General features: G+C 64.4%; 20 protein-coding genes. 12 read left to right on the forward strand and 8 right to left on the reverse strand.

The window, feature by feature from the left end:
* The first annotated feature begins 76 nt into the window (after positions 1 to 76).
* The 3 genes from JWR89_RS10735 (at position 77) to JWR89_RS10745 (ending at position 2,965) form a co-directional block, all read left to right on the forward strand.
* Positions 77 to 958, forward strand: coding sequence for a F0F1 ATP synthase subunit gamma (locus JWR89_RS10735; RefSeq protein ID WP_299715464.1), 882 nt, complete (start codon positions 77 to 79; stop codon positions 956 to 958).
* A gap of 75 nt (positions 959 to 1,033) precedes the next feature.
* On the forward strand, positions 1,034 to 2,473 hold the full coding sequence (gene atpD / locus JWR89_RS10740) for a F0F1 ATP synthase subunit beta (protein WP_299715467.1): 1,440 nt from the start codon (positions 1,034 to 1,036) through the stop codon (positions 2,471 to 2,473).
* Between the two features lie 84 nt (positions 2,474 to 2,557).
* Positions 2,558 to 2,965 (forward strand): F0F1 ATP synthase subunit epsilon, encoded by a 408-nt coding sequence (locus JWR89_RS10745; protein ID WP_299715470.1) that lies wholly within the window; start codon positions 2,558 to 2,560, stop codon positions 2,963 to 2,965.
* Between the two features lie 102 nt (positions 2,966 to 3,067).
* Here the strand turns inward: JWR89_RS10745 and JWR89_RS10750 are convergent, their stop codons facing one another.
* From JWR89_RS10750 to JWR89_RS10770, 5 genes are all read right to left on the reverse strand, one after another.
* Entirely contained in the window at positions 3,068 to 3,559 is a 492-nt protein-coding gene (locus tag JWR89_RS10750) for an RNA pyrophosphohydrolase (RefSeq protein WP_299715473.1), read from the reverse strand.
* A 7-nt stretch (positions 3,560 to 3,566) separates the two neighbouring features.
* A complete protein-coding gene (locus tag JWR89_RS10755; RefSeq protein ID WP_299715476.1) occupies positions 3,567 to 4,070 on the reverse strand; it encodes an RNA pyrophosphohydrolase in 504 nt (167 codons plus the stop codon).
* Between the two features lie 78 nt (positions 4,071 to 4,148).
* Positions 4,149 to 5,339 carry a divergent polysaccharide deacetylase family protein gene (locus JWR89_RS10760; protein ID WP_299715478.1) on the reverse strand — a complete coding sequence of 397 codons (1,191 nt, stop codon included), beginning with the start codon at positions 5,337 to 5,339 and terminating at the stop codon, positions 4,149 to 4,151.
* Positions 5,340 to 5,470: 131 nt separating this feature from the next.
* Positions 5,471 to 6,007 (reverse strand): RNA 2',3'-cyclic phosphodiesterase, encoded by a 537-nt coding sequence (thpR, locus tag JWR89_RS10765; RefSeq protein WP_299715481.1) that lies wholly within the window; start codon positions 6,005 to 6,007, stop codon positions 5,471 to 5,473.
* 204 nt (positions 6,008 to 6,211) lie between these two features.
* Positions 6,212 to 6,844 (reverse strand): arylesterase, encoded by a 633-nt coding sequence (locus JWR89_RS10770; protein WP_299715519.1) that lies wholly within the window; start codon positions 6,842 to 6,844, stop codon positions 6,212 to 6,214.
* A 64-nt stretch (positions 6,845 to 6,908) separates the two neighbouring features.
* Between JWR89_RS10770 and JWR89_RS10775 the strand changes: the two genes are divergently transcribed.
* The 4 genes from JWR89_RS10775 (at position 6,909) to JWR89_RS10790 (ending at position 11,903) form a co-directional block, all read left to right on the forward strand.
* On the forward strand, positions 6,909 to 7,619 hold the full coding sequence (locus tag JWR89_RS10775) for an ABC transporter ATP-binding protein (protein WP_299715484.1): 711 nt from the start codon (positions 6,909 to 6,911) through the stop codon (positions 7,617 to 7,619).
* Between the two features lie 3 nt (positions 7,620 to 7,622).
* A complete protein-coding gene (locus tag JWR89_RS10780; RefSeq protein ID WP_299715487.1) occupies positions 7,623 to 10,193 on the forward strand; it encodes an ABC transporter permease in 2,571 nt (856 codons plus the stop codon).
* Between the two features lie 283 nt (positions 10,194 to 10,476).
* Positions 10,477 to 11,265, forward strand: coding sequence for a Bax inhibitor-1/YccA family protein (locus tag JWR89_RS10785; protein WP_299715490.1), 789 nt, complete (start codon positions 10,477 to 10,479; stop codon positions 11,263 to 11,265).
* A 95-nt stretch (positions 11,266 to 11,360) separates the two neighbouring features.
* On the forward strand, positions 11,361 to 11,903 hold the full coding sequence (locus JWR89_RS10790) for a GNAT family N-acetyltransferase (RefSeq protein ID WP_299715493.1): 543 nt from the start codon (positions 11,361 to 11,363) through the stop codon (positions 11,901 to 11,903).
* 7 nt (positions 11,904 to 11,910) lie between these two features.
* On the opposite strand, the gene JWR89_RS10795 is transcribed toward JWR89_RS10790, so the two are convergent.
* From JWR89_RS10795 to acnA, 3 genes are all read right to left on the reverse strand, one after another.
* Positions 11,911 to 12,270, reverse strand: coding sequence for a DUF2794 domain-containing protein (locus tag JWR89_RS10795; RefSeq protein ID WP_299715496.1), 360 nt, complete (start codon positions 12,268 to 12,270; stop codon positions 11,911 to 11,913).
* A gap of 448 nt (positions 12,271 to 12,718) precedes the next feature.
* Entirely contained in the window at positions 12,719 to 13,504 is a 786-nt protein-coding gene (locus JWR89_RS10800; protein WP_299715498.1) for a thioredoxin family protein, read from the reverse strand.
* Positions 13,505 to 13,645: 141 nt separating this feature from the next.
* Positions 13,646 to 16,366: an aconitate hydratase AcnA gene (gene acnA, locus JWR89_RS10805; protein WP_299715501.1), complete on the reverse strand. Its 2,721-nt coding sequence runs from the start codon at positions 16,364 to 16,366 to the stop codon at positions 13,646 to 13,648.
* Positions 16,367 to 16,591: 225 nt separating this feature from the next.
* Here acnA and ccmA point away from each other — a divergent pair, with 225 nt between their 5' ends.
* The 5 genes from ccmA (at position 16,592) to JWR89_RS10830 (ending at position 19,436) form a co-directional block, all read left to right on the forward strand.
* The gene (gene ccmA / locus JWR89_RS10810; RefSeq protein WP_299715504.1) at positions 16,592 to 17,194 is read left to right on the forward strand and encodes a heme ABC exporter ATP-binding protein CcmA; all 603 of its coding nucleotides are present in this window, start codon (positions 16,592 to 16,594) and stop codon (positions 17,192 to 17,194) included.
* Entirely contained in the window at positions 17,191 to 17,859 is a 669-nt protein-coding gene (gene ccmB / locus JWR89_RS10815) for a heme exporter protein CcmB (protein WP_299715506.1), read from the forward strand. Before ccmA ends, ccmB begins: the two co-directional genes overlap by 4 nt.
* Positions 17,860 to 17,941: 82 nt before the next feature.
* Positions 17,942 to 18,682, forward strand: a complete 741-nt coding sequence (locus JWR89_RS10820) for a heme ABC transporter permease (RefSeq protein WP_299715508.1) — start codon at positions 17,942 to 17,944, stop codon at positions 18,680 to 18,682.
* Positions 18,679 to 18,858 (forward strand): heme exporter protein CcmD, encoded by a 180-nt coding sequence (gene ccmD, locus JWR89_RS10825; protein ID WP_299715510.1) that lies wholly within the window; start codon positions 18,679 to 18,681, stop codon positions 18,856 to 18,858. The genes JWR89_RS10820 and ccmD overlap by 4 nt, the downstream gene beginning before the upstream one ends.
* Entirely contained in the window at positions 18,855 to 19,436 is a 582-nt protein-coding gene (locus JWR89_RS10830; RefSeq protein ID WP_299715513.1) for a DsbE family thiol:disulfide interchange protein, read from the forward strand. The genes ccmD and JWR89_RS10830 overlap by 4 nt, the downstream gene beginning before the upstream one ends.
* Positions 19,437 to 19,636: the final 200 nt, after the last annotated feature.

Consider the following 19,636-nt stretch of genomic DNA (forward strand, 5'->3'; position numbering starts at 1 on the left):
CGCGGCACGAGGCTGCGCGTCACGAACGAGAGGTTTGCGATCGGGCCAAGCGCCTGATCGCCGGGGTGGACTGAGAATGGCTTCACTTAAAGACATGCGCGTCCGCATCGCCTCCACCAAGGCGACGCAGAAGATCACCAAGGCCATGCAGATGGTGGCGGCCTCGAAGCTGCGCCGTGCGCAGATGGCTGCTGAAGCCGCGCGGCCCTACGCCGAGCGGATGGACGCGGTTATCGCTTCAATCGCAGGCGCGGCCGCGGGATCCGGTACCGGCCCGGCACTGCTCGGTGGCACCGGAAAGGACCAGGTGCATTTGCTGCTGGTCTGCACCGGCGAGCGTGGCCTGTCCGGCGCGTTCAATTCCTCGATCGTCCGCCTGGCACGCGAGCGTGCATTGGCGCTGATGAACCAGGGCAAAGAGGTCAAGTTCTTCTGCGTCGGCCGCAAGGGCTACGAGCAGCTCCGCCGAACGTTCGATAAACAGATCGTCGAGCATCTCGAACTGCGCGCAGTGAAGCAGCTCGGCTTCGTCAACGCCGAGGACATCGCCAAGAAGGTGCTGGCCCGCTTCGACAACGGCGAATTCGACGTCTGCACATTGTTCTTCTCGCGCTTCAAGACCGTGATCGCGCAGATCCCGACCGCGCAGCAGATCATCCCGCTGGTGGTGCAGGCCAAGCCTGCTGTCGCCGACGGCCCGGCCCCGGTTTACGAATATGAGCCCGAGGAAGACGAGATCCTCAAGGGCCTGCTGCCGCGCAATCTCGCGGTCCAGATCTTCCGCGCGCTGCTGGAGAACAACGCTTCGTTTTACGGCGCGCAGATGAGCTCGATGGACAACGCCACGCGCAACGCCGGCGACATGATCCGCAAGCAGACCTTGATCTACAACCGCACCCGTCAGGCGATGATTACCAAGGAGCTGATCGAGATCATCTCCGGCGCCGAGGCGATCTAACAGCAACATTCGGGTCCTCTGGGCCGCCGCACCAAGTTTCGGACTTCCAAGTCCTTGAGTTTAAGGAGAAGTTTCATGGCTACCCCCAACCAGACCGGCAAGATCACCCAGGTCATCGGCGCCGTCGTTGACGTGCAGTTCGAAGGCCATCTGCCCGCGATTTTGAGCGCCATCGAGACCATGAACGGTGCCAACCGTCTGGTGCTCGAAGTCGCTCAGCATCTCGGTGAGTCCACGGTGCGCACCATCGCGATGGACACCACCGAAGGTCTGGTCCGCGGCCAGCCGGTCAGCGACACCGGCAACCCGATCATGGTGCCGGTCGGTCCCGGCACCCTCGGCCGCATCATGAACGTGATCGGCGAGCCGATCGACGAAGGCGGCCCGATCGAGTCCGAAGGCCTGCGCGCGATCCATCAGGAAGCGCCGATGTACACCGAGCAGTCCACGGAAGCCGAAATTCTCGTCACCGGTATCAAGGTCGTCGATCTCCTCGCGCCCTACGCCAAGGGCGGCAAGATCGGCCTGTTCGGCGGCGCCGGCGTCGGCAAGACCGTGCTGATTCAGGAGCTGATCAACAACGTCGCGAAGGCACACGGCGGCAACTCGGTGTTCGCCGGCGTCGGCGAGCGTACCCGCGAAGGCAACGATCTCTATCACGAGTTCATCGAGTCCAAGGTCAACGCCGATCCGCACAATCCCGATCCCAGCGTGAAGTCAAAGTGCGCCCTCGTGTTCGGCCAGATGAACGAGCCTCCGGGCGCCCGCATGCGCGTCGCGCTGTCGGGTCTGACCGTCGCCGAGCATTTCCGCGATCAGGGCCAGGACGTGTTGTTCTTCGTCGATAACATTTTCCGCTTCACGCAAGCGGGCTCGGAAGTGTCGGCTTTGCTCGGTCGTATTCCATCAGCGGTGGGTTATCAGCCGACGCTCGCCACCGACATGGGCGCGCTGCAGGAACGCATCACCACCACCCACAAGGGTTCGATCACGTCGGTGCAGGCCATTTACGTTCCGGCCGACGATTTGACCGATCCGGCGCCTGCGACCTCGTTCGCGCATCTCGACGCGACGACCGTGCTGAACCGCGCGATCTCGGAAAAGGGCATCTACCCGGCGGTCGATCCGCTCGACTCCACCTCGCGCATGCTGTCGCCGCTGATCGTCGGCCAGGAGCACTACGAAACCGCGCGCATGGTCCAGCAGGTGCTGCAGAAGTACAAGTCGCTGCAGGACATCATCGCCATTCTCGGCATGGACGAACTGTCGGAAGAGGACAAGCTCGCCGTCGCCCGCGCCCGCAAGATCGAGCGCTTCCTGTCGCAGCCGTTCTTCGTCGCTGAGATCTTCACCGGTTCGCCGGGCAAGTTCGTGGACCTCGCCGATACCATCAAGGGTTTCCGCGCGATCTGCGAAGGCAAGTACGACCACCTCCCGGAGGCGGCCTTCTACATGGTCGGCGCCATCGAAGAGGCCGTCGAAAAGGGCAAGAAGCTGGCTGCTGAAGCGGCCTGATAAATAGCTGAGGCAGCGCAGCCACGATCGCGCTGCCTCCTTTTCTTTCTGATTGTTCGCTCGTCGCTCCACGCAGGTACCACCATGGCCACCTTCCACTTCGATCTCGTTTCGCCGGAAAAGCTCGCTTTCGCGGGTGAAGTCGACCAGGTCGATGTTCCCGGTCTCGAGGGTGACTTCGGCGTGTTGGCCGGACATTCGCCTTTCGTGGCTGCCCTGCGCCCGGGCATCATGACCATCACGTCAGGCGGCACCAAGCAGATGATCATCGTGCTCGGCGGCCTCGCCGAGGTGAACGACAAGGGCCTTACAGTCCTCGCCGATGTCGCCACCTCGTTGCAGGATCTCGATCGTGCCGCCTTCGCGGACCAGATCGCGGCGATGGAAGAGAAGCTGGCCGAGAAGGAGGGCTCTGTCCTTGATCGCGCTATCGAGCGGCTCGACCACTTCAAGGTCATCCAGCAGCACGTCAATTCGACGGCGATGCATTGATCCTGTAGCCCCGGATGGAGGCGGCGCGACGCGCAGCGTAGCGGTGCCGTAGTCCGGGGACAGCGTTTCAACGGATGAGCCGGCCCCGGATTGGCATCCGGGCTACATATACTTTGCAAAATCCCTGGCCACCGCGCGATAGACCTCGCGCCGGAACGGCACCACGAGATCCGCGACGCGATCGAGCCGCTCCCAGCGCCAGGCGTCGAACTCCGCCGGCTGGCCGTTGCGCGGCGTCAGCGGATCGACCTCGTCGTCCTCTCCGGTGAATCGCAGCGCAAACCATTTCTGGCGCTGGCCACGAAACTGCGCAAAGCGATGCGACGGCCCCTCGAACGGGATGAAGTCGTAGGTCAGCCAGTCGGTTTCATCGAGATAGTCGGCGTGGCTGACGCCGGTCTCTTCCCATAGTTCACGCATCACCGCCGTGCGCGGATCCTCGTTCGCATCGATGCCACCTTGCGGCATCTGCCATTCCAGCCCGGGCAGGATGATTTCCGGCCCGTCATCCTTGAAGCGGCGGCCGATCAGGACCTTGCCTTCGGCATTGAACAACGCGACGCCCACATTCGGGCGGTAGGGCTTGTCGGTCATGTCGTGGCTATCCGCCAGACAGGCTGGAAAATTCCTTCACCACCCGCTCATAGACCGGGCGCTTGAACGGCACGATCAGGTCCGGCAGGTTCTTCATCGGCTCCCAGCGCCACTTGACGAACTCCGGCTTGTGGCCGCCGCCGGGCGCGATCACGTTGATCTCGTTGTCGTCGCCTGTGAAGCGCACCGCGAACCACTTCTGACGCTGGCCGCGGTAGCGGCCCTTCCAGGCACGGCCGGCCACCGTGCGCGGGATATCGTAGATCAGCCAGTCCGGCACTTCGCCGAGCTTCTCCACCGACTTCACGCTGGTCTCCTCGTAAAGCTCGCGCTTGGCGGCTTCCCAGGTGTCCTCGCCGGGATCGACGCCGCCCTGGGGCATCTGCCAGACATGGGTTTCATCGACGTGCTCGATGCCGCCGGACCGGCGGCCGATGAAGACAAGGCCTTCCGCGTTGATCAGCATCATTCCGACGCAGGTTCGATAGGGCAGATCTTCGTAGCGCGCCATTCCGTCAATGCCTCTCGCGTCTTGAACGCAGTTTACGCAGCGATCCGGCGATGCCGAATTCACGTTAGCCCACAGACGCTAGCCTGATTTTGATTTCAGCATGGCGGTTGTCAATGGCACAAGCATCACGCCCCGGCTCTCCAGCGTCTTCGCCCAGGCGCTGATGCGCTCGATCGAGATCGGCAGCGCGGACGCGACGCCGACGGCATAGCCGCGCTCCTTGGCCGTACTCTCCAGTCTCGCCAGCGCCTTGTCGATATCGGACGAGGTGGGCACCACGTCGATGGAAAGATCGGCGCGGGCAAACGGGATCGCCTGGGTCTGGGCCGCCACGGCGGCCACGCTGCGCGACGTCGAGCCGTCATCGAAATAGCCGAGCCCGCGCTTGCCGGCATCGCGCACCACCGGCTGTATCGCCGTGTCGGTGGCGACGAAGCGCGCGCCCATGAAGTTGGCGACGCCGACATACCCCTGGAAACGGCTCATGTGCCACAGCATGCGATCGAGGTTCTGTTCGGTGCTGGCGGTGGCGAGCAGCGTCTGTGGACCAGGATCGTTGTCGGGATAATCGAACGGCTCCATCGGCAGTTGCAGCAGCACCTCGTGGCGCTGGGTGCGGGCGCGCTCCACCAGCTTGCCGGGATCGGAGCCGTAGGGCGTGAAGCCGAGCGTAACCGCGGCCGGCAGCTTCATGATGGCGTCGGTGGTCTTGGCGGCGCCGACACCGAGGCCGCCGATGACGATGGCGATGCTGGGTGTCTTCATGGCCCGGGCGCGGTCGGCGTCGGTGCCGGCGGCATAGGCGCTGACCGGCTTCAAGCCGTCGGCGGCGATCGGCACCATGCCGTAGCGGGATTTTTCCAGCAGTTTTGGATTGACGTTGGCGACGACCGGCGGGGCATCGGCCTCCACCGGGCTCTCCGCGCCGCTGGATACCACCACATCGTGGCGGGCGCCGCTGGAGCCATCGATGATCGTGACGGTCTTTTGCTCGCCGGCGGGCGGTTTCGCGGGTTCGCCATGCTTGATCTCGGGCGCCGGCAGAGCCGGGGTCTTCTCCACTGCCGCGGGCGGCTTCAGCGCGATCCGGACTACAGGTTCCCCACCAAGCGGGTTGTCGGTGAAGATCGCGATACCGGCGAAGCCGAGCAGGAACAGGCCGAGCAGGGTGGCCAACGCCTGGGTCGCGGAAAAAGGCAGTCGGAACCGGCGCTTGCGCGTCAGTTTTTGTCCAAGCGGGGTGCTTAGATCGTCGGTCGACACTGCCATGGACCTCCCGAATCAGCCGGGCAAAGGATACCACGCCGGGTCAAGGCAAGCGCAGCATCTGGGTGCGGCTGACCGGAATGCGACGGACCGGCCTTGCTGCAGAGGAGGACGCGCGGCGCCTCCGCTGCGATTTACGCGCTCAGCGCGTAGGCGTCCTCCACGACATAAGGACCGCCGCCGGTAGAGGCGCGCGACGAGAACAGCACGAAGCGCTGGGCCTTGAAAGTCTTGGTCGGGAAATAGCCGCGCACCGAGAGATAGTCCGCGACGTCCTGGTTGGAGGCGTCGCGCAGCCGCGCGAGCGTCACATGTGGAATGAATTTTCGCCCTTCCGGATCGAGGCCGCAGCGCCGGATCAGCCGCTCCAGTTCGGCTTGCAATTCGATCAGCGGCCGGCTCGGCACCACCTGGGCGACCACCGCGCGGGGCTTCTTGCCGCCGAAACTCGACAGCCCCTGCAGCGCAACCTCGAACGGCTTGCGATTGACGCGGTCCAGCAGCGAGGCGATTTCATTCGCCGCGACGCCGTCGATGTCTCCGATGAAGCGCAGGGTGACGTGATAGTTCTCGGGATCGATCCAGCGGGCGCCGGGGAGGCCACCACGCAAATTGGATAGGGTCTGGCCAATCTCGGCCGGTATTTCCAGTCCGGTGAACAAACGCGGCATAGTCAGCTCCTCAGTGCAGGGGCCCGATCTTCGCCGAAAAGTGCAGTACACTTCTCGGCGAAGATCATGCCCGAACAAAAGGGCCGGTGACGAATCACCGATAGCTTTTTTTAGCTCAGTTATGTGACTCTGCGAAGCAGCCGACGCCGGGGACAGACAAAGGTTCCGGGATAATCCGATGTTAAGGTTGAGACTGCCGTTTTTTCAACTGGGTTGCCTAGCCAGCGTGCTCAAAAATGCCTCGACGCTGGGCAGGATGTTCTTCACCACGATATCGACGCCCTCCGCCGTCGGGTGCATGCCGTCCGGCAGCGCAAGCGCTGTGTTACCAGCAACGCCCTCAAGGAAGAACGGATACAGCGGCACGCCGAACTCTTTGGCGAGATCCGGATAGATCGAATTGAATTTTTGCGCATAGTCGGGCCCGTAGTTCGGCGGCGCCAGCATGCCGCACAGCAGCACCGCGATCTTGCGGGCCTGCAGCCGCTTGATGATCTCGGTCAGCGCGGCACGCGGCACCTTCGGGTCGGTGCCGCGCAGGGCATCGTTGGCGCCGAGCTCGAGGATTACACCCTGGGTGCCCTCCGGGACGGACCAGTCGAGCCGGCCGAGGCCGCCGGACGTGGTATCGCCGGACACCCCGGCGTTGATCATCTCGACCGCTATGCCCTTGTCGTTGAGGGCCTTCTGCAAGCGCACCGGAAAGGCCGCCGGCGCCGGCAAGCCGTAGCCCGCGCTCAGCGAGTCGCCGAGCACCACCAGCTTGACCGGCCCGGCTACCCCGGCCTGCGCCGCCGCGGGCGCGATCTGCAACGTCAGCGTTAACCCGGCAATCATCAGGCACATAAACGTGCGCAGCCACCCCTCGACCGCCGCAAAGGAAGTGCCATATGAAGCCTGCATGGATACTTTCATAGAAGCCTCATCATCGGCCGGCGTCGCGCCGGACACCATTTCCATCTCGAAGCTCAACCTCTCGCTCGGCAGCGGTGCGGCACGCGTGCATATCCTCAAGGATATCAGCCTGCGCGTGGGCCCCGGCGAAGCGATCGGGCTGATCGGTCCGTCAGGTTCGGGCAAATCCACGCTGCTGATGGTGATGGCGGGGCTGGAACGTCCTGACAGCGGAGAGGTGGTGGTCAATGGCACCTCTTTCAATGACCTCGACGAGGACGGCCTCGCACGGTTTCGTGGCCGCCATGTCGGCATCGTCTTCCAGTCCTTCCATTTGATCCCGACCATGACCGCGCTGGAAAACGTCGCGGTGCCGCTGGAACTGGCCGGACGTTCGGACGCCATGGCGCGCGCGACGCGCGAGCTGGAAGCAGTCGGGCTGGGCGCCCGGCTGCATCACTACCCCACGCAATTGTCCGGCGGCGAGCAGCAGCGCGTGGCGCTGGCTCGCGCCCTGGCGCCGGATCCGGCGATTCTCGTCGCCGACGAGCCGACCGGCAATCTCGATGAAGCCACCGGCAGCCAGATCGTGGATCTGTTGTTCGCGCAGCATGCCGAGCGCGGCATGACGCTGGTGCTGGTAACCCACGACAATACGCTGGCGCAGCGCTGCGACCGCGTGGTGCGGCTGCGCTCCGGCCATATCGAGACGGTCTGATCCATGACCGTCATCTCCGAGACCATTCCGACCAGCCGCGGTCCGTCGCTGGCGTTCCGCTATGCGCTGCGCGAGATGCGCGGCGGCTTGCGCGGCTTCTATGTCTTCATTGCCTGTATCGCACTCGGCGTGATGGCGATCGCCGGGGTCGGCTCGGTCGCAGCCTCCCTCAGCGAAGGCCTGGCGCGCGAGGGCCGTACCTTGCTCGGCGGCGATGCCGCATTCTCGCTGATGCAGCGCGAGGCCAAGCCGGAAGAACTGGCGTTCCTGCGTTCGCGTGGCCAGGTTTCCACCGCCGCGACCCTGCGCGGGATGGCACGGGCTTCCGATGGACGGCTGGCGCTGGTCGAGATCAAGGCGGTGGACAATAGCTATCCGATGCTCGGCAAGCTGACCTTGAAGCCGGAGATGCCGGTCGGCGATCTGCTGGCCGAGCGCGATGGCGCCTTTGGCGCGGCGACCGATTCGGTCTTGCTGGCCCGCCTCGATCTCAAGCTCGGCGACCGCATCACGGTCGGCAGCGCCACCTTCCAGATTCGCAGCGTGGTGGACGCCGAGCCGGATAAGCTCGCCGGCGGCGTCGGCTTTGCGCCGCGGTTCCTCGCCAGCGAGGACGCCCTGCGCGCAACCAAGCTGCTGCAGCCCGGCAGTCTGGTGCGCTGGATCTATCGGGTCCGGTTGCCGGACAGCGCCGCCAACGATCGCGCCGCGGGCACGCTGGCGGACGATTCACGAAAAGCCCTGCCGCAGGCCGGTTGGGAAATCCGCACCCGTGACAATGCGTCGCCGCAGCTCGAACGCACCATCACCCGCTTCACCCAGTTCCTGACCCTGGTCGGTCTCGCCGCGCTGCTGGTCGGCGGCGTCGGCGTTGCCAATGCCGTGAAGAGCCACATCGACCGCCGCCGCGACGTGATCGCCGCGCTGAAGGCGCTCGGCGCCACCGGCCGGGACGTGTTCGCAATCTACCTGACCCAGGTGCTGGTGCTGGCCGTGATCGGTTCGCTGATCGGCCTCGTGCTTGGCGCCGGGCTGCCGTTCGTCATTGTCGGCCTGTTCGGCAACCTGCTGCCGTTGCCGGTGGTGCCGGCGCTGCATTCCGGCGAACTGGCGCTGTCGCTATTGTATGGCCTGCTGACGGCGCTGGCGTTCGGGCTGTGGCCGTTGGCGCGGGTTCACGACGTGCCGGTGGCAGCCTTGTTCCGCGATGAGGTGTCCGGCGAAACTCACCGGCCCAAACTGCGCTACCTGGTCTGGATGGCGCTGGTGATCGCGCTGCTGATCGCCGTGGTGGTGGGGCTCGCTTATGACAAGCGCGTCGCGGCGGTATTCGTGGTGTCGTCTATGTTGGTGTTCGCGCTGCTGCGCGGCATCGCTTCGGCACTGATGGCGTCCGCGAGGCGCCTGCCGCGACCGGACATGACCATGCTGCGGCTCGCTATCGCCAACATCTACCGGCCGGGCGCGCTGACGCCGTCGGTGGTGATGTCGCTCGGGCTCGGTCTGACCGTGCTGGTCACCATCACCCAGATCGACGGCAATCTGCGGCGCCAGTTCATGGCAGCGTTGCCGGACAAGGCACCGTCGTTCTACTTCATCGATATTCCCTCTACAGAAGCGGATCGCTTCGGCGCGTTCCTGAAGGAAAAGGCGCCGCAATCCACCGTCGAGGACGTGCCGATGCTGCGCGGCCGGATCATTTCCGCGCGCGGCGTCAAGGCCGAGGACCTCAAGCCATCGTCGGATGCCGAATGGGTGCTGCAGAGCGACCGCGGCCTCAGCTACACCAACCAGGTTCCTGCCGGTTCGAAGCTGGTCGAGGGCGAATGGTGGGCGCCGGATTACAGTGGCCCGCCGCTGGTGTCGTTCGAGAAGAAGCTCGCAGACGGGCTCGGGCTGAAGCTCGGCGACGACGTGGTGGTCAACGTGCTCGGCCGCGACATTTCAGCGAAAATCTCCAACATGCGCACCGTGGACTGGCAGAGCCTGGGTATCAATTTCGTGCTGGTGTTTTCGCCCAACACGTTTCGCGGGGCGCCGCACACCCACATCGCCACCCTGACCGAAGCCCATTCCGATCCTTCCGGCGATGCCGCCCTGGTCAAGGCGGTCGCGGACGCCTTCCCGATGATCACCAGCGTGCGGGTCCGCGAGGCCCTCGACACCATCGGCACCGTGGTCACCAACCTGGTGCTGGCGATCCGCGGCGCCAGCGCGGTGACCTTGTTGTCCGCCATCCTGGTGCTCGGCGGGGCGCTGGCCGCCGGCCATCGCCACCGGGTCTATGACGCGGTGATCCTGAAGACGCTGGGGGCGACACGGGCGCGGCTGCTGGGCGCCTATGCGCTGGAATACCTGATGATCGGCTTCGCCACAGCGGTGTTCGGCGTGTTGGCGGGTTCGGTCGCGGCCTGGTTGATCGTAACCCGGCTGATGACCCTGAGCTTCATCTGGCAGGCCGGCAGCTCGGCGGGCGTCGTGCTGGCCGCGCTTATTGTCACAGTGGGGCTGGGCCTGGCGGGCACGCTGGTGGCCCTGAACCAGAAGCCGGCGACCGTATTGCGGAATTTGTGACCGGTTTTGGCACGAATGACGGTCTTGGCGGGCGATTCGCCGAAAAAGCGGGAGGCCCCAATGCGCCCGCAGGTTGGCTAGTCCACCGACCACACGCCATGGAGCGACATTCCGCCACGCGTGGAAGCTTGCAGCGAGTGTGTTAGTTTACCACATACCCTCTGGGTCAGAGGTTGGCGCGCATGACACCGAATTAATGGCAGCGCGCGCCGGTTTCTGGGATAGATTTCGTACCGGCGGCGCAAACCCTTTGCGTTCAGCCGGACAACACAGGATTTCGACCATGTCGGACTTCGATCGTAATTTTGCTTCTCCCTTCGGCCGGGTCGCCGGACGCGACGCGGCGGCCGTGGATGCCGGGCTGCGCTCCTACATGCTCCGCATCTACAATTACATGTCGATCGGCCTCGCCATCACCGGCCTCGCCGCCCTCGGCGTCTATATGGCGGCCGTGACCACGGATCCGTCGGGCGCCGCGGCCCGGATCGGCAGCTCGTATCTGACTCCGTTCGGCTATGCGATGTTCGTGAGCCCGCTGAAGTGGGTGTTCATGCTGGCGCCGCTGGCGATGGTGTTCGCCATCTCGTTCGGCATCAACCGCCTGAAGCCGGCCACCGCGCAGTTGCTGTTCTGGGCCTTCGCGGCTCTGATGGGCATCTCGCTGTCGTCGATCTTCCTGGTGTACACGCACACCTCGATCACCCGGGTGTTCTTCATCACCGCGGCCTCGTTCGGTGCGTTGAGCCTGTACGGCTACACCACCAAGCGTGACATGACGGGCATGGGCTCGTTCCTGATCATGGGCCTGTTCGGCATCATCATCGCGAGCGTGGTCAACATCTTCGTCGCGAGCTCGATGCTGCAGTTCATCGTTTCGGTGGTCGGCGTGCTGATCTTCGCGGGCCTCACCGCCTACGATACCCAGCGCCTGAAGAACGACTACATCTACGGCTACGCCTCCCAGGGTGGCGACGTAGCGGAACGTGCGGCCATCACCGGCGCGCTGTCGTTGTACCTGAACTTCATCAACCTGTTCACGCTGCTGCTGCAGCTGCTCGGACAGAGAGAGTAACCTTCGGGTTTGCTCGATAATTTCAAGATTATACGAAGCCCCGGCCTTGCGGCCGGGGCTTTTCTTTTGCCGCCGGTAAAATTAGGCTCGGTGGCATGTCCGAGATTGAAATCAGGCCTGCCGGCCCCGCCGACCTTCCCGCGATCACCGCGATCTATGGCGAAGCCGTGCAGTTCGGCACCGCGACCTTCGAGCTGATCCCGCCGGATCTGCCGGAGATGACGCGGCGCTTCGGAGAGCTGACGTCGGCCGGCTTCCCCTGGCTGGTGGGGCTGCTCGATGGCCGCGTCGTCGGCTACGCTTATGCATCGCTGTACCGGACCCGGCCGGCCTATCGCTTCACCGTGGAGAATGCGATCTACCTGGCACCGGAGAGCCATCGCCGCGGCATCGGCACCCGGCTGCTGCAGCGGCTGATCGACGATTGCGAGACGCTCGGCTTTCGCCAGATCATTGCGGTGATAGGGGATTCCGCCAATGCCGGTTCGATCGGCGTCCATACCAAGGCGGGATTCCAGATGATCGGCCTGCATCCCGATGTCGGCTACAAGTTCGGCCGCTGGCTCGATATCGTGATGATGCAGCGGGCGCTCGGCGGTGGCGGGCGGACGTTGCCGGACAAGGACCCCGGCACGTAACGATCCGCTACACCACCGCCAGCTTGCGGTCGATCGCCAGCAGCACGCGGTCGAGCTCGTGGCCGCGGCGCAGGATCAGGCCGCTGGCGGAGATCACGCTGTAGATGCCCTGCTTGCGCGCCAGTCGCGGATCTTTTTCGATGCGATAGATCGGCACTTCCGAGGTGCGGCGGAATACCGAAAACACCGCGCGGTCTTTCAGGAAGTCGATTGCGTAGTCGCGCCACTCACCGTCGGAAACCATGCGGCCATACAGGTTGAGAATGCGGTTGAGTTCGAGGCGGTTGAAGGTGACGACAGGGGCGGTCGCGTTGCGCTCCGCCCCGCGGCTCTCGCCGGGATCCATATCCCCTGATATCGAACTCATGCAGCGCCTCCTGTCACATATCCCACATGATTGCGCCGTCCGAGGCGCTCCGCAAGAGGCGACGCTGCAGGTGATACCGAGAGGTAGAAATATGCTGTCACGGGATCGTTAGACGAATCTTATTGCCGACAAATTTCCGCCCATCGGGTGCCCTTGTGGGATGCCACAACGAGATACTGCGACGGGCCCGGTTCTTCCGGTCTCGGATTCCTCAGCCCCCAGCCCCCCGGGGTCGTTGGGATCGGGCCTGCCGCAGTAATTAAGTAATCCCCACTGGGCCAACGCAAGTTGGTCCTTTTCTTTTTGGGACGGGCTTTGTCATTCCCGGGCGCGAGCAGCGCTAGCTGCGAGCGAACCCGGAATCCCGATATGCTCAAAACATTTCTGGATTCCGGATCTGCGGCTGCGCCGACTTAGCGCGTCCCGGAATGACAGTCTCAATCGGAAATTATTGCAGCGTCGTATAGGCAGCGCCGAGCATGGCGCCCGGTCTGTCGCGGCTGCCATCCTGGACGTAGACCACTGCGGCATCGACGCCGTCGCGGGAAATGTTTTCCAGCGGCACGGTCCAGTTCGCGGCGCTGCCGCTCCAGTCACCGACCTTCAGCCAACTACGAACGACATTGTAGTAGGTCAACTCACGGCCGCGATTTTCGCCGCGTCCGACCGTGATCGGCACAGCCTTCGAGACCGAGCAGATCCACACCTCGCCGCGCGCCCCGCCGGGGCCATTGGTGGAAGCCGCGACGGCGACATTGACCTGCTTGCCGGAGATCGTCATCGACACGGGCACCGACATCACGGCTTCGGTTTTCCGCGTGTCCTCGATCGCATGTTCGATCTTGTCGCGGTCGCTTCCAATCACCTGAGTCGCGCCGTTGATGACCACTTGCGGCGTGTACACGTCGCGGTCGCCGCGCATGTGAGAATAGGCCTTCTGGCGCGCGCTGAAGCGCGAATCGGCCAGGGTATCCTTCCAGCCCAGATAGTCCCAGTAATCGATCGGTAGGCTCAGCGCGATCACCGACGGATCGCGCGCGAGTTCGCCGATGACCTTGTCGGCCGGCGGACAGGAAGAGCAGCCCTGCGAGGTAAAGAGCTCGACCACGGCACGGGGATCGGCATGTGCGGTACCGCTCATTACAAGCGCTGCGCAAACACCGAATGCGCCGGACCATCGCGATATGCCGTGAAAGGCCTTCATGAGATTTGCCACGCCTGAATGGCGACACATAACGGACGGTGTCGCACCGGAGGTCTCGCTAGCACACACATGCCCTCAAACGCCAGAAGGCGGCCCTTGATAGGCCGCCTTCTGTTCACTCGCCACTCACTTCGCAGTGAGGCACACCGTCGCACTACATATTGTGATCGGTTACGCGAGCAACTGCCGCAGCACGAACTGCAGGATGCCGCCGTTGCGGTAATATTCGAGCTCGTCGAGGGTATCGATGCGGCACAGCAGCGGCACCTTGCGTAGCGTGCCGTCGGCCGACGTGATTTCCGCGGTCAGCATCTGGCGCGGCTTGAGGTCGCCCTGCAGGCCGCGGATCGTGACCTTCTCGTCGCCCTTGAGGCCGAGCGACTTCCACGACGTGCCGCTTTCGAAGGTCAGCGGCAGAATGCCCATGCCGACGAGGTTGGAGCGATGGATGCGCTCGAAGCTCTCGGTGACCACGGCGCGGACGCCGAGCAGGCGGGTGCCCTTGGCCGCCCAGTCGCGCGACGAGCCATTCCCATATTCGGCACCGGCGAAAACGACCAATGGCACCTTCTCGGCCTGGTACTTCATCGCGGCATCGAAGATTGCCATCTGCTCGCCGTCGGGCCAATGCTTGGTCAGGCCGCCTTCCGGGATGTTGCCGTCGGCGCCCTGCAGCATGAAGTTCTTGATGCGGATGTTGGCGAACGTGCCGCGCATCATCACCTGGTGATTGCCGCGACGGGTGCCGTACTGATTGAAGTCGGCCGGGCGCACCTGGTGCTCCGACAGGTACTTGCCCGCAGGCGACGTCAGCTTGATGGCGCCGGCCGGCGAGATGTGGTCGGTGGTGATCTTGTCACCGAAGATCGCCAGGATGCGGGCATCGACCACATCGACGATGGCTTCCGGCTCGCGCTTCATGCCTTCGAAGTAGGGTGGGTTCTGCACATAGGTCGAGCCCATGTTCCACTTGTAGGTCTCGCTCTCCACGGTCTTGATTTTGCGCCAGTTGGTGTCGCCCTTGAACACGTCGGCGTACTTCTTCTTGAAGATCGTCGAGGTGACGTACTTCTTCATGTAGGTGTTGATCTCTTTCGTCGTCGGCCAGATGTCCTTGAGGAACACCGGCTTGCCATCCTTGCCGGTCGCGATCGGCTCGACCGCGAGGTTCTTGGTCACGGTGCCGGCCAGCGCGTAGGCGACCACCAGCGGAGGCGAGGCCAGGTAGTTGGCCTGCACGTCGGGCGAGACGCGGCCTTCGAAGTTGCGGTTACCCGACAGCACGGCGGCAGCGATGATGCCGTTGTCGTTGATCGACTTGGAGATCTCTTCCGGCAGCGGACCGGAATTGCCGATGCAGGTGGTGCAGCCGAAGCCGATCAGGTTGAAGCCGACCTTGTCGAGGTCGGTCTGCAGCCCGGAATTCGACAAATATTCGGCAACCACCTGGCTGCCCGGGGCCAGCGAGGTCTTCACCCACGGCTTCGCCTTCAGACCCTTGGCCGCGGCATTGCGCGCCAGCAGGCCCGCGCCGATCAGCACCGAGGGGTTGGAGGTGTTGGTGCAGGAGGTGATCGCGGCGATCGCCACGTCGCCATGGCCGAGGTCGAAATTCTTGCCCTCGACGGCGAAGCGCGCACCGTGGTCGGTGGCCTTCTTGTATTCGGCGGTCATCGAGACATCGAAACCTTCGGCGATCGCGGGCAGCGCGATGCGGCCTTCGGGACGCTTTGGTCCGGCCATCGACGGCACGACGTCGGCGAGATCCAGCTTCAGGGTTTCGGTAAACACCGGATCTGCCGACTTGGCGGTGCGGAACAGTCCCTGCGCCTTGGCATAAGCGGCGACCAGCGCAACGCGGTCTGCCTTGCGGCCGGTGGTCTTGAGATAATCGATCGTCGAGGCATCGACCGGGAAGAAGCCGCAGGTGGCGCCATATTCCGGCGCCATGTTGGCGATGGTGGCCTTGTCGGCGACCGAGAGGAAGTCGAGGCCGGGGCCGAAGAATTCGACGAACTTGCCGACCACGCCCTGCTTGCGCAGCATCTGGGTGACGGTGAGCACCAGATCGGTGGCGGTGACGCCTTCCTTCAGCGCGCCGGACAGCTTGAAGCCGATCACTTCCGGCAGCAGCATCGACTGCGGCTGCCCGAGCATCGCGGCTTCCGCCTCGATGCCGCCGACGCCCCAGCCGAGCACCGCGAGGCCGTTGACCATGGTGGTGTGCGAATCGGTGCCTACCAGGGTGTCGGGATAGGCGACTTCATAGGTGGCGGTCTTCTTGCCGACCGTCATCTTCTGCTTTTTGGTCCAGACCGTCTGGGCGAGGTATTCGAGATTGACTTGGTGGCAGATGCCGGTGCCGGGGGGAACGACCGAGAAGTTCGAGAAGGCCTTCTGGCCCCACTTCAGGAATTCGTAGCGCTCCTGGTTCTGCTTGTATTCTTCAGCGACGTTCTTGCCGAACGCCTTGTTGTCGCCGAAGAAGTTCACGATCACGCTGTGATCGATGACCAGATCGACCGGGACCAGCGGGTTGATCTTCTCGGCGTCGCCGCCCAGCGCCTGCATCGCGTTGCGCATCGCGGCCAGATCGACCACCGCGGGGACGCCGGTGAAATCCTGCATCAGCACGCGGGCGGGGCGGAACGAGACTTCATGCTCGAGGCGGCGCTTCTTCAGCCATTTGGCGACGGCGAGAATGTCGGCCTTCTTGACGGTGCGGTCGTCTTCGTGACGCAGCAGGTTTTCCAGCAGCACCTTCATCGAATAGGGCAGCTTCGAAATGCCCGTCAGGCCGTTCTTCTCGGCCAAAGGCAGGCTGTAATAGACATAGGTCTTGGCGCCAACCTTGAGGGTCTTCTGGCATTTGAAGCTGTCGAGCGAGGTCATATGGAACGGTCCCAATTCGTTTAAGGATACCCGGCAAAGGTATCAGTACACCGCAGCAAACCCAGCCTGATTGGCTTGCAGGCGCCGATTGTGTGCTGCATCAAGTTCCGGCTTATAGAATCTTTCTAGAGCTGCCGCCACACCGACAATCGTTTCGCAGCAATGCGAGTTCAGGCAACGTGGCTGCGCCGCTCTCCACTAGCAGAGGGCCGTGAAAGGACAAGGATGCGGCTCTCGGGGCGTGGTTTGCGATGTGTGCGGGGCGGCCGTGAGCTGTTTTCCGGGCTCGATTTTGACGCCGCCGCCGGCGAGGCGCTGGCCGTGGTCGGCCCCAACGGCGCCGGCAAGACATCGCTGCTGCGGCTGATCGGAGGGCTTCTGGCGCTGGAAGCCGGCTCGATCGCGCTGGATGGCGGTGATGCCGAACTGACCCTGGCCGAGCAGGCGCACTACCTCGGACACCGCGACGCCATGAAGCCCGCGCTGACAGCGATGGAAAACCTGGCATTCTGGGCGGAGTTTCTCGGCGGCGTGCCGGCCGATCCCGCCGAATGCCTGGCGGCGGTCGGCCTGAGTCACGCCGCAGCGTTGCCGGCCGGGTTTCTGTCAGCCGGGCAACGCCGCCGGCTGTCGATCGCGCGGCTGCTGGCGGTGCGCCGCCCGATCTGGTTGCTCGACGAGCCGACCTCGGCCCTCGATCTGGCCAGCCAGCGGATTTTTGCGGGATTGATGACGGCGCATCTCGGCGGCGGCGGCATGATCATCGCCGCGACCCACGCGCCGCTCGGGATTGTCGCGCGCGAATTGCGGATCGGGGACGAGTCGTGACCGCCCTCGCTGCCCTGATTCGCCGCGACATCCGGATCGCCCTCCGCGTTGGCGGCGGCGCGCTGATCGGGGTGTTGTTCTTTCTGACGGTCGTCGTGCTGATGCCGTTCGCGCTGGGCCCGGACCTAGCGCTGCTGGCGCGGCTCGGGCCCGCGATCCTGTGGATCGGCGCGCTGCTGGCCAGCCTGCTGACCCTGGACCGGCTGTTCACGGCCGATCACGACGACGGATCGCTGGACCTGATCCTGATGAGCCGGACGCCGCTGGAACTGGCCTGCGCCGCCAAGGCGCTGGCGCACTGGATCGCCGCCGGGCTGCCGCTGATCGTTGCCACGCCGGTGCTCGGGTTGCTGCTTAATCTCGACGGGCCCTCAACGCTGGCGGTGGCGCTAACCCTGCTGGCCGGGACGCCGGCGCTGACCTTTACGGGCATGATCGGCGCTGCGCTGGCGGTGACGCTGCAGCGCGGCGGGCTATTGTTGGCGGTGCTGGTGTTGCCGCTGTCGATTCCGGTGCTGATCTTTGGCGTCGCCGCGTCCAATGCGGCGATCGACGGGCCGCTGTCGTTCGGCACGCCGTTCTCGATTCTCTGCGCGCTGTCGCTGGCCAGCCTGGTGATCGGCCCGTTTGCGGCAGCGGCCAGCCTGCGGCACGGGCTGGATTGATGCACATCAACTCTTGCGGAGTGCCGATGACCCAGAACAAGCGCGATTGCCTGCCGCCGCTGCGACGATTATCAGGAATGTCATGACGCTGACCGAACTCGCCAATCCGACCCGCTTCCTGTCGCTGACCACCCGCGTGCTGCCGTGGCTGGCCATCGTCACGGCGATCCTCCTTGCTGTCGGGCTGTATCAATCCGCGCTGGCGCCGGACGACTACCAGCAAGGCGCCACCGTCAAGATCATGTTCATCCACGTGCCCAATGCCTGGCTGTCGATGTTCGTCTGGGGCGTGATGAGCATCGCCTCGCTGGGCACGCTGGTGTGGCGGCATCCGCTCGCCGACGTCGCCGCAAAAGCCGCGGCGCCGATTGGCGCGGCGTTTACGTTTCTTGCGCTGGTCACCGGCTCGCTGTGGGGCCGCCCGATGTGGGGCACCTACTGGGAGTGGGACGCGCGGCTGACCTCGGTGCTGATCCTGTTCCTGATGTATCTCGGCCTCATCGCGTTGTGGCGCGCGGTGGAGGATCCGTCGCGCGCGGCGCGCGCCGCAGCGATCCTGACCCTGGTCGGCGCCATCAACATTCCGATCATCAAGTTCTCGGTGGACTGGTGGAATACCCTGCACCAGCCGGCCTCGGTGATGAAGATGGGCGGCTCGTCGCTCGACAAGGCGTTCCTGATCCCGCTGCTGGTGATGGCGGTCGCGTTCTCGCTGTTGTTCATCACGCTGCACCTCGCCGCGATGCGCAACGAGATCCTGCGCCGCCGCGTCCGCGCGCTGCAGATGCTGCAGGCCAGCAAGCCCGTGGCGCTGCCGCAATGACCCTCGGTCCCTACGCCAGCTTCATCGTGCTGTCCTACGCGCTGGTCGCAGCGGTGGTGCTGATCCTGATCGTCTGGATCGCGCTCGACCATCGCCGCGTCACCGCGCGACTGCACGCGCTCGAGGCCAGCGGCGTCAGCCGCCGTTCCGGCCGCAGCGCCACGGACCTGTCATGAGCGAGACCATCGCCCCGAAGCGCCGCTGGATCATGGCGCTGCCGCTGCTCGGCTTCGCCGTGATGGCGGCGCTGTTCTGGTTTCGGCTGGGCGCCGGCGATCCCGCCAAAATTCCCTCCGCCTTGATCGGCCGCCCGGCCCCGGCCACGGCGCTGCCGGCACTGGAAGGCCTCAGTGGCAACGGCGCGCCAATTCCCGGGCTCGATCCCGCCGCCTTCAAGGGCCGCGTCAGCGTGGTCAACGTGTGGGCATCGTGGTGCGTGCCGTGCCACGAGGAAGCGCCGCTATTCACCACGCTGGCCCAGGACAAGCGTATCCAGATCGTCGGTATCAACTACAAGGATTCGCCGGACAACGCCCGGCGCTTCCTCGGCCGCTACGGCAATCCGTTCAGCATCGTCGGCGTCGATGGCAACGGCCGCGCCGCCATCGAATGGGGCGTCTATGGCGTGCCCGAGACCTTCATCGTCGGCCGCGACGGCAACATCAGCTACAAGCTGGTCGGCGGCGTGACGCCGGAGAATTTCGACAGGGTTTTGAAGGTGGAAATTGAAAAGGCGCTGAAGGCGGGAAGTTGAGTTAGCTGTCGTGCGCGCCTTCGCGGGGGGCTACGCGGATAGTCCCTGAAATAAATATCAGCTTTTATCTGCGGTTCATTTCGCCGCCATGGCGTCGCCATGAATCGCCCGCTAGCTTGGTTCCATTGTTTCACCAGTCCTTGGAGGACATCCGATGCGCCACTTCTCGCTTGCTTCCCTCTCCGCCGCGGCTCTTGCAA

The sequence above is a fragment of the Tardiphaga sp. genome, assembly GCF_028290785.1.
Classification (GTDB): Bacteria; Pseudomonadota; Alphaproteobacteria; order Rhizobiales; family Xanthobacteraceae; genus Tardiphaga.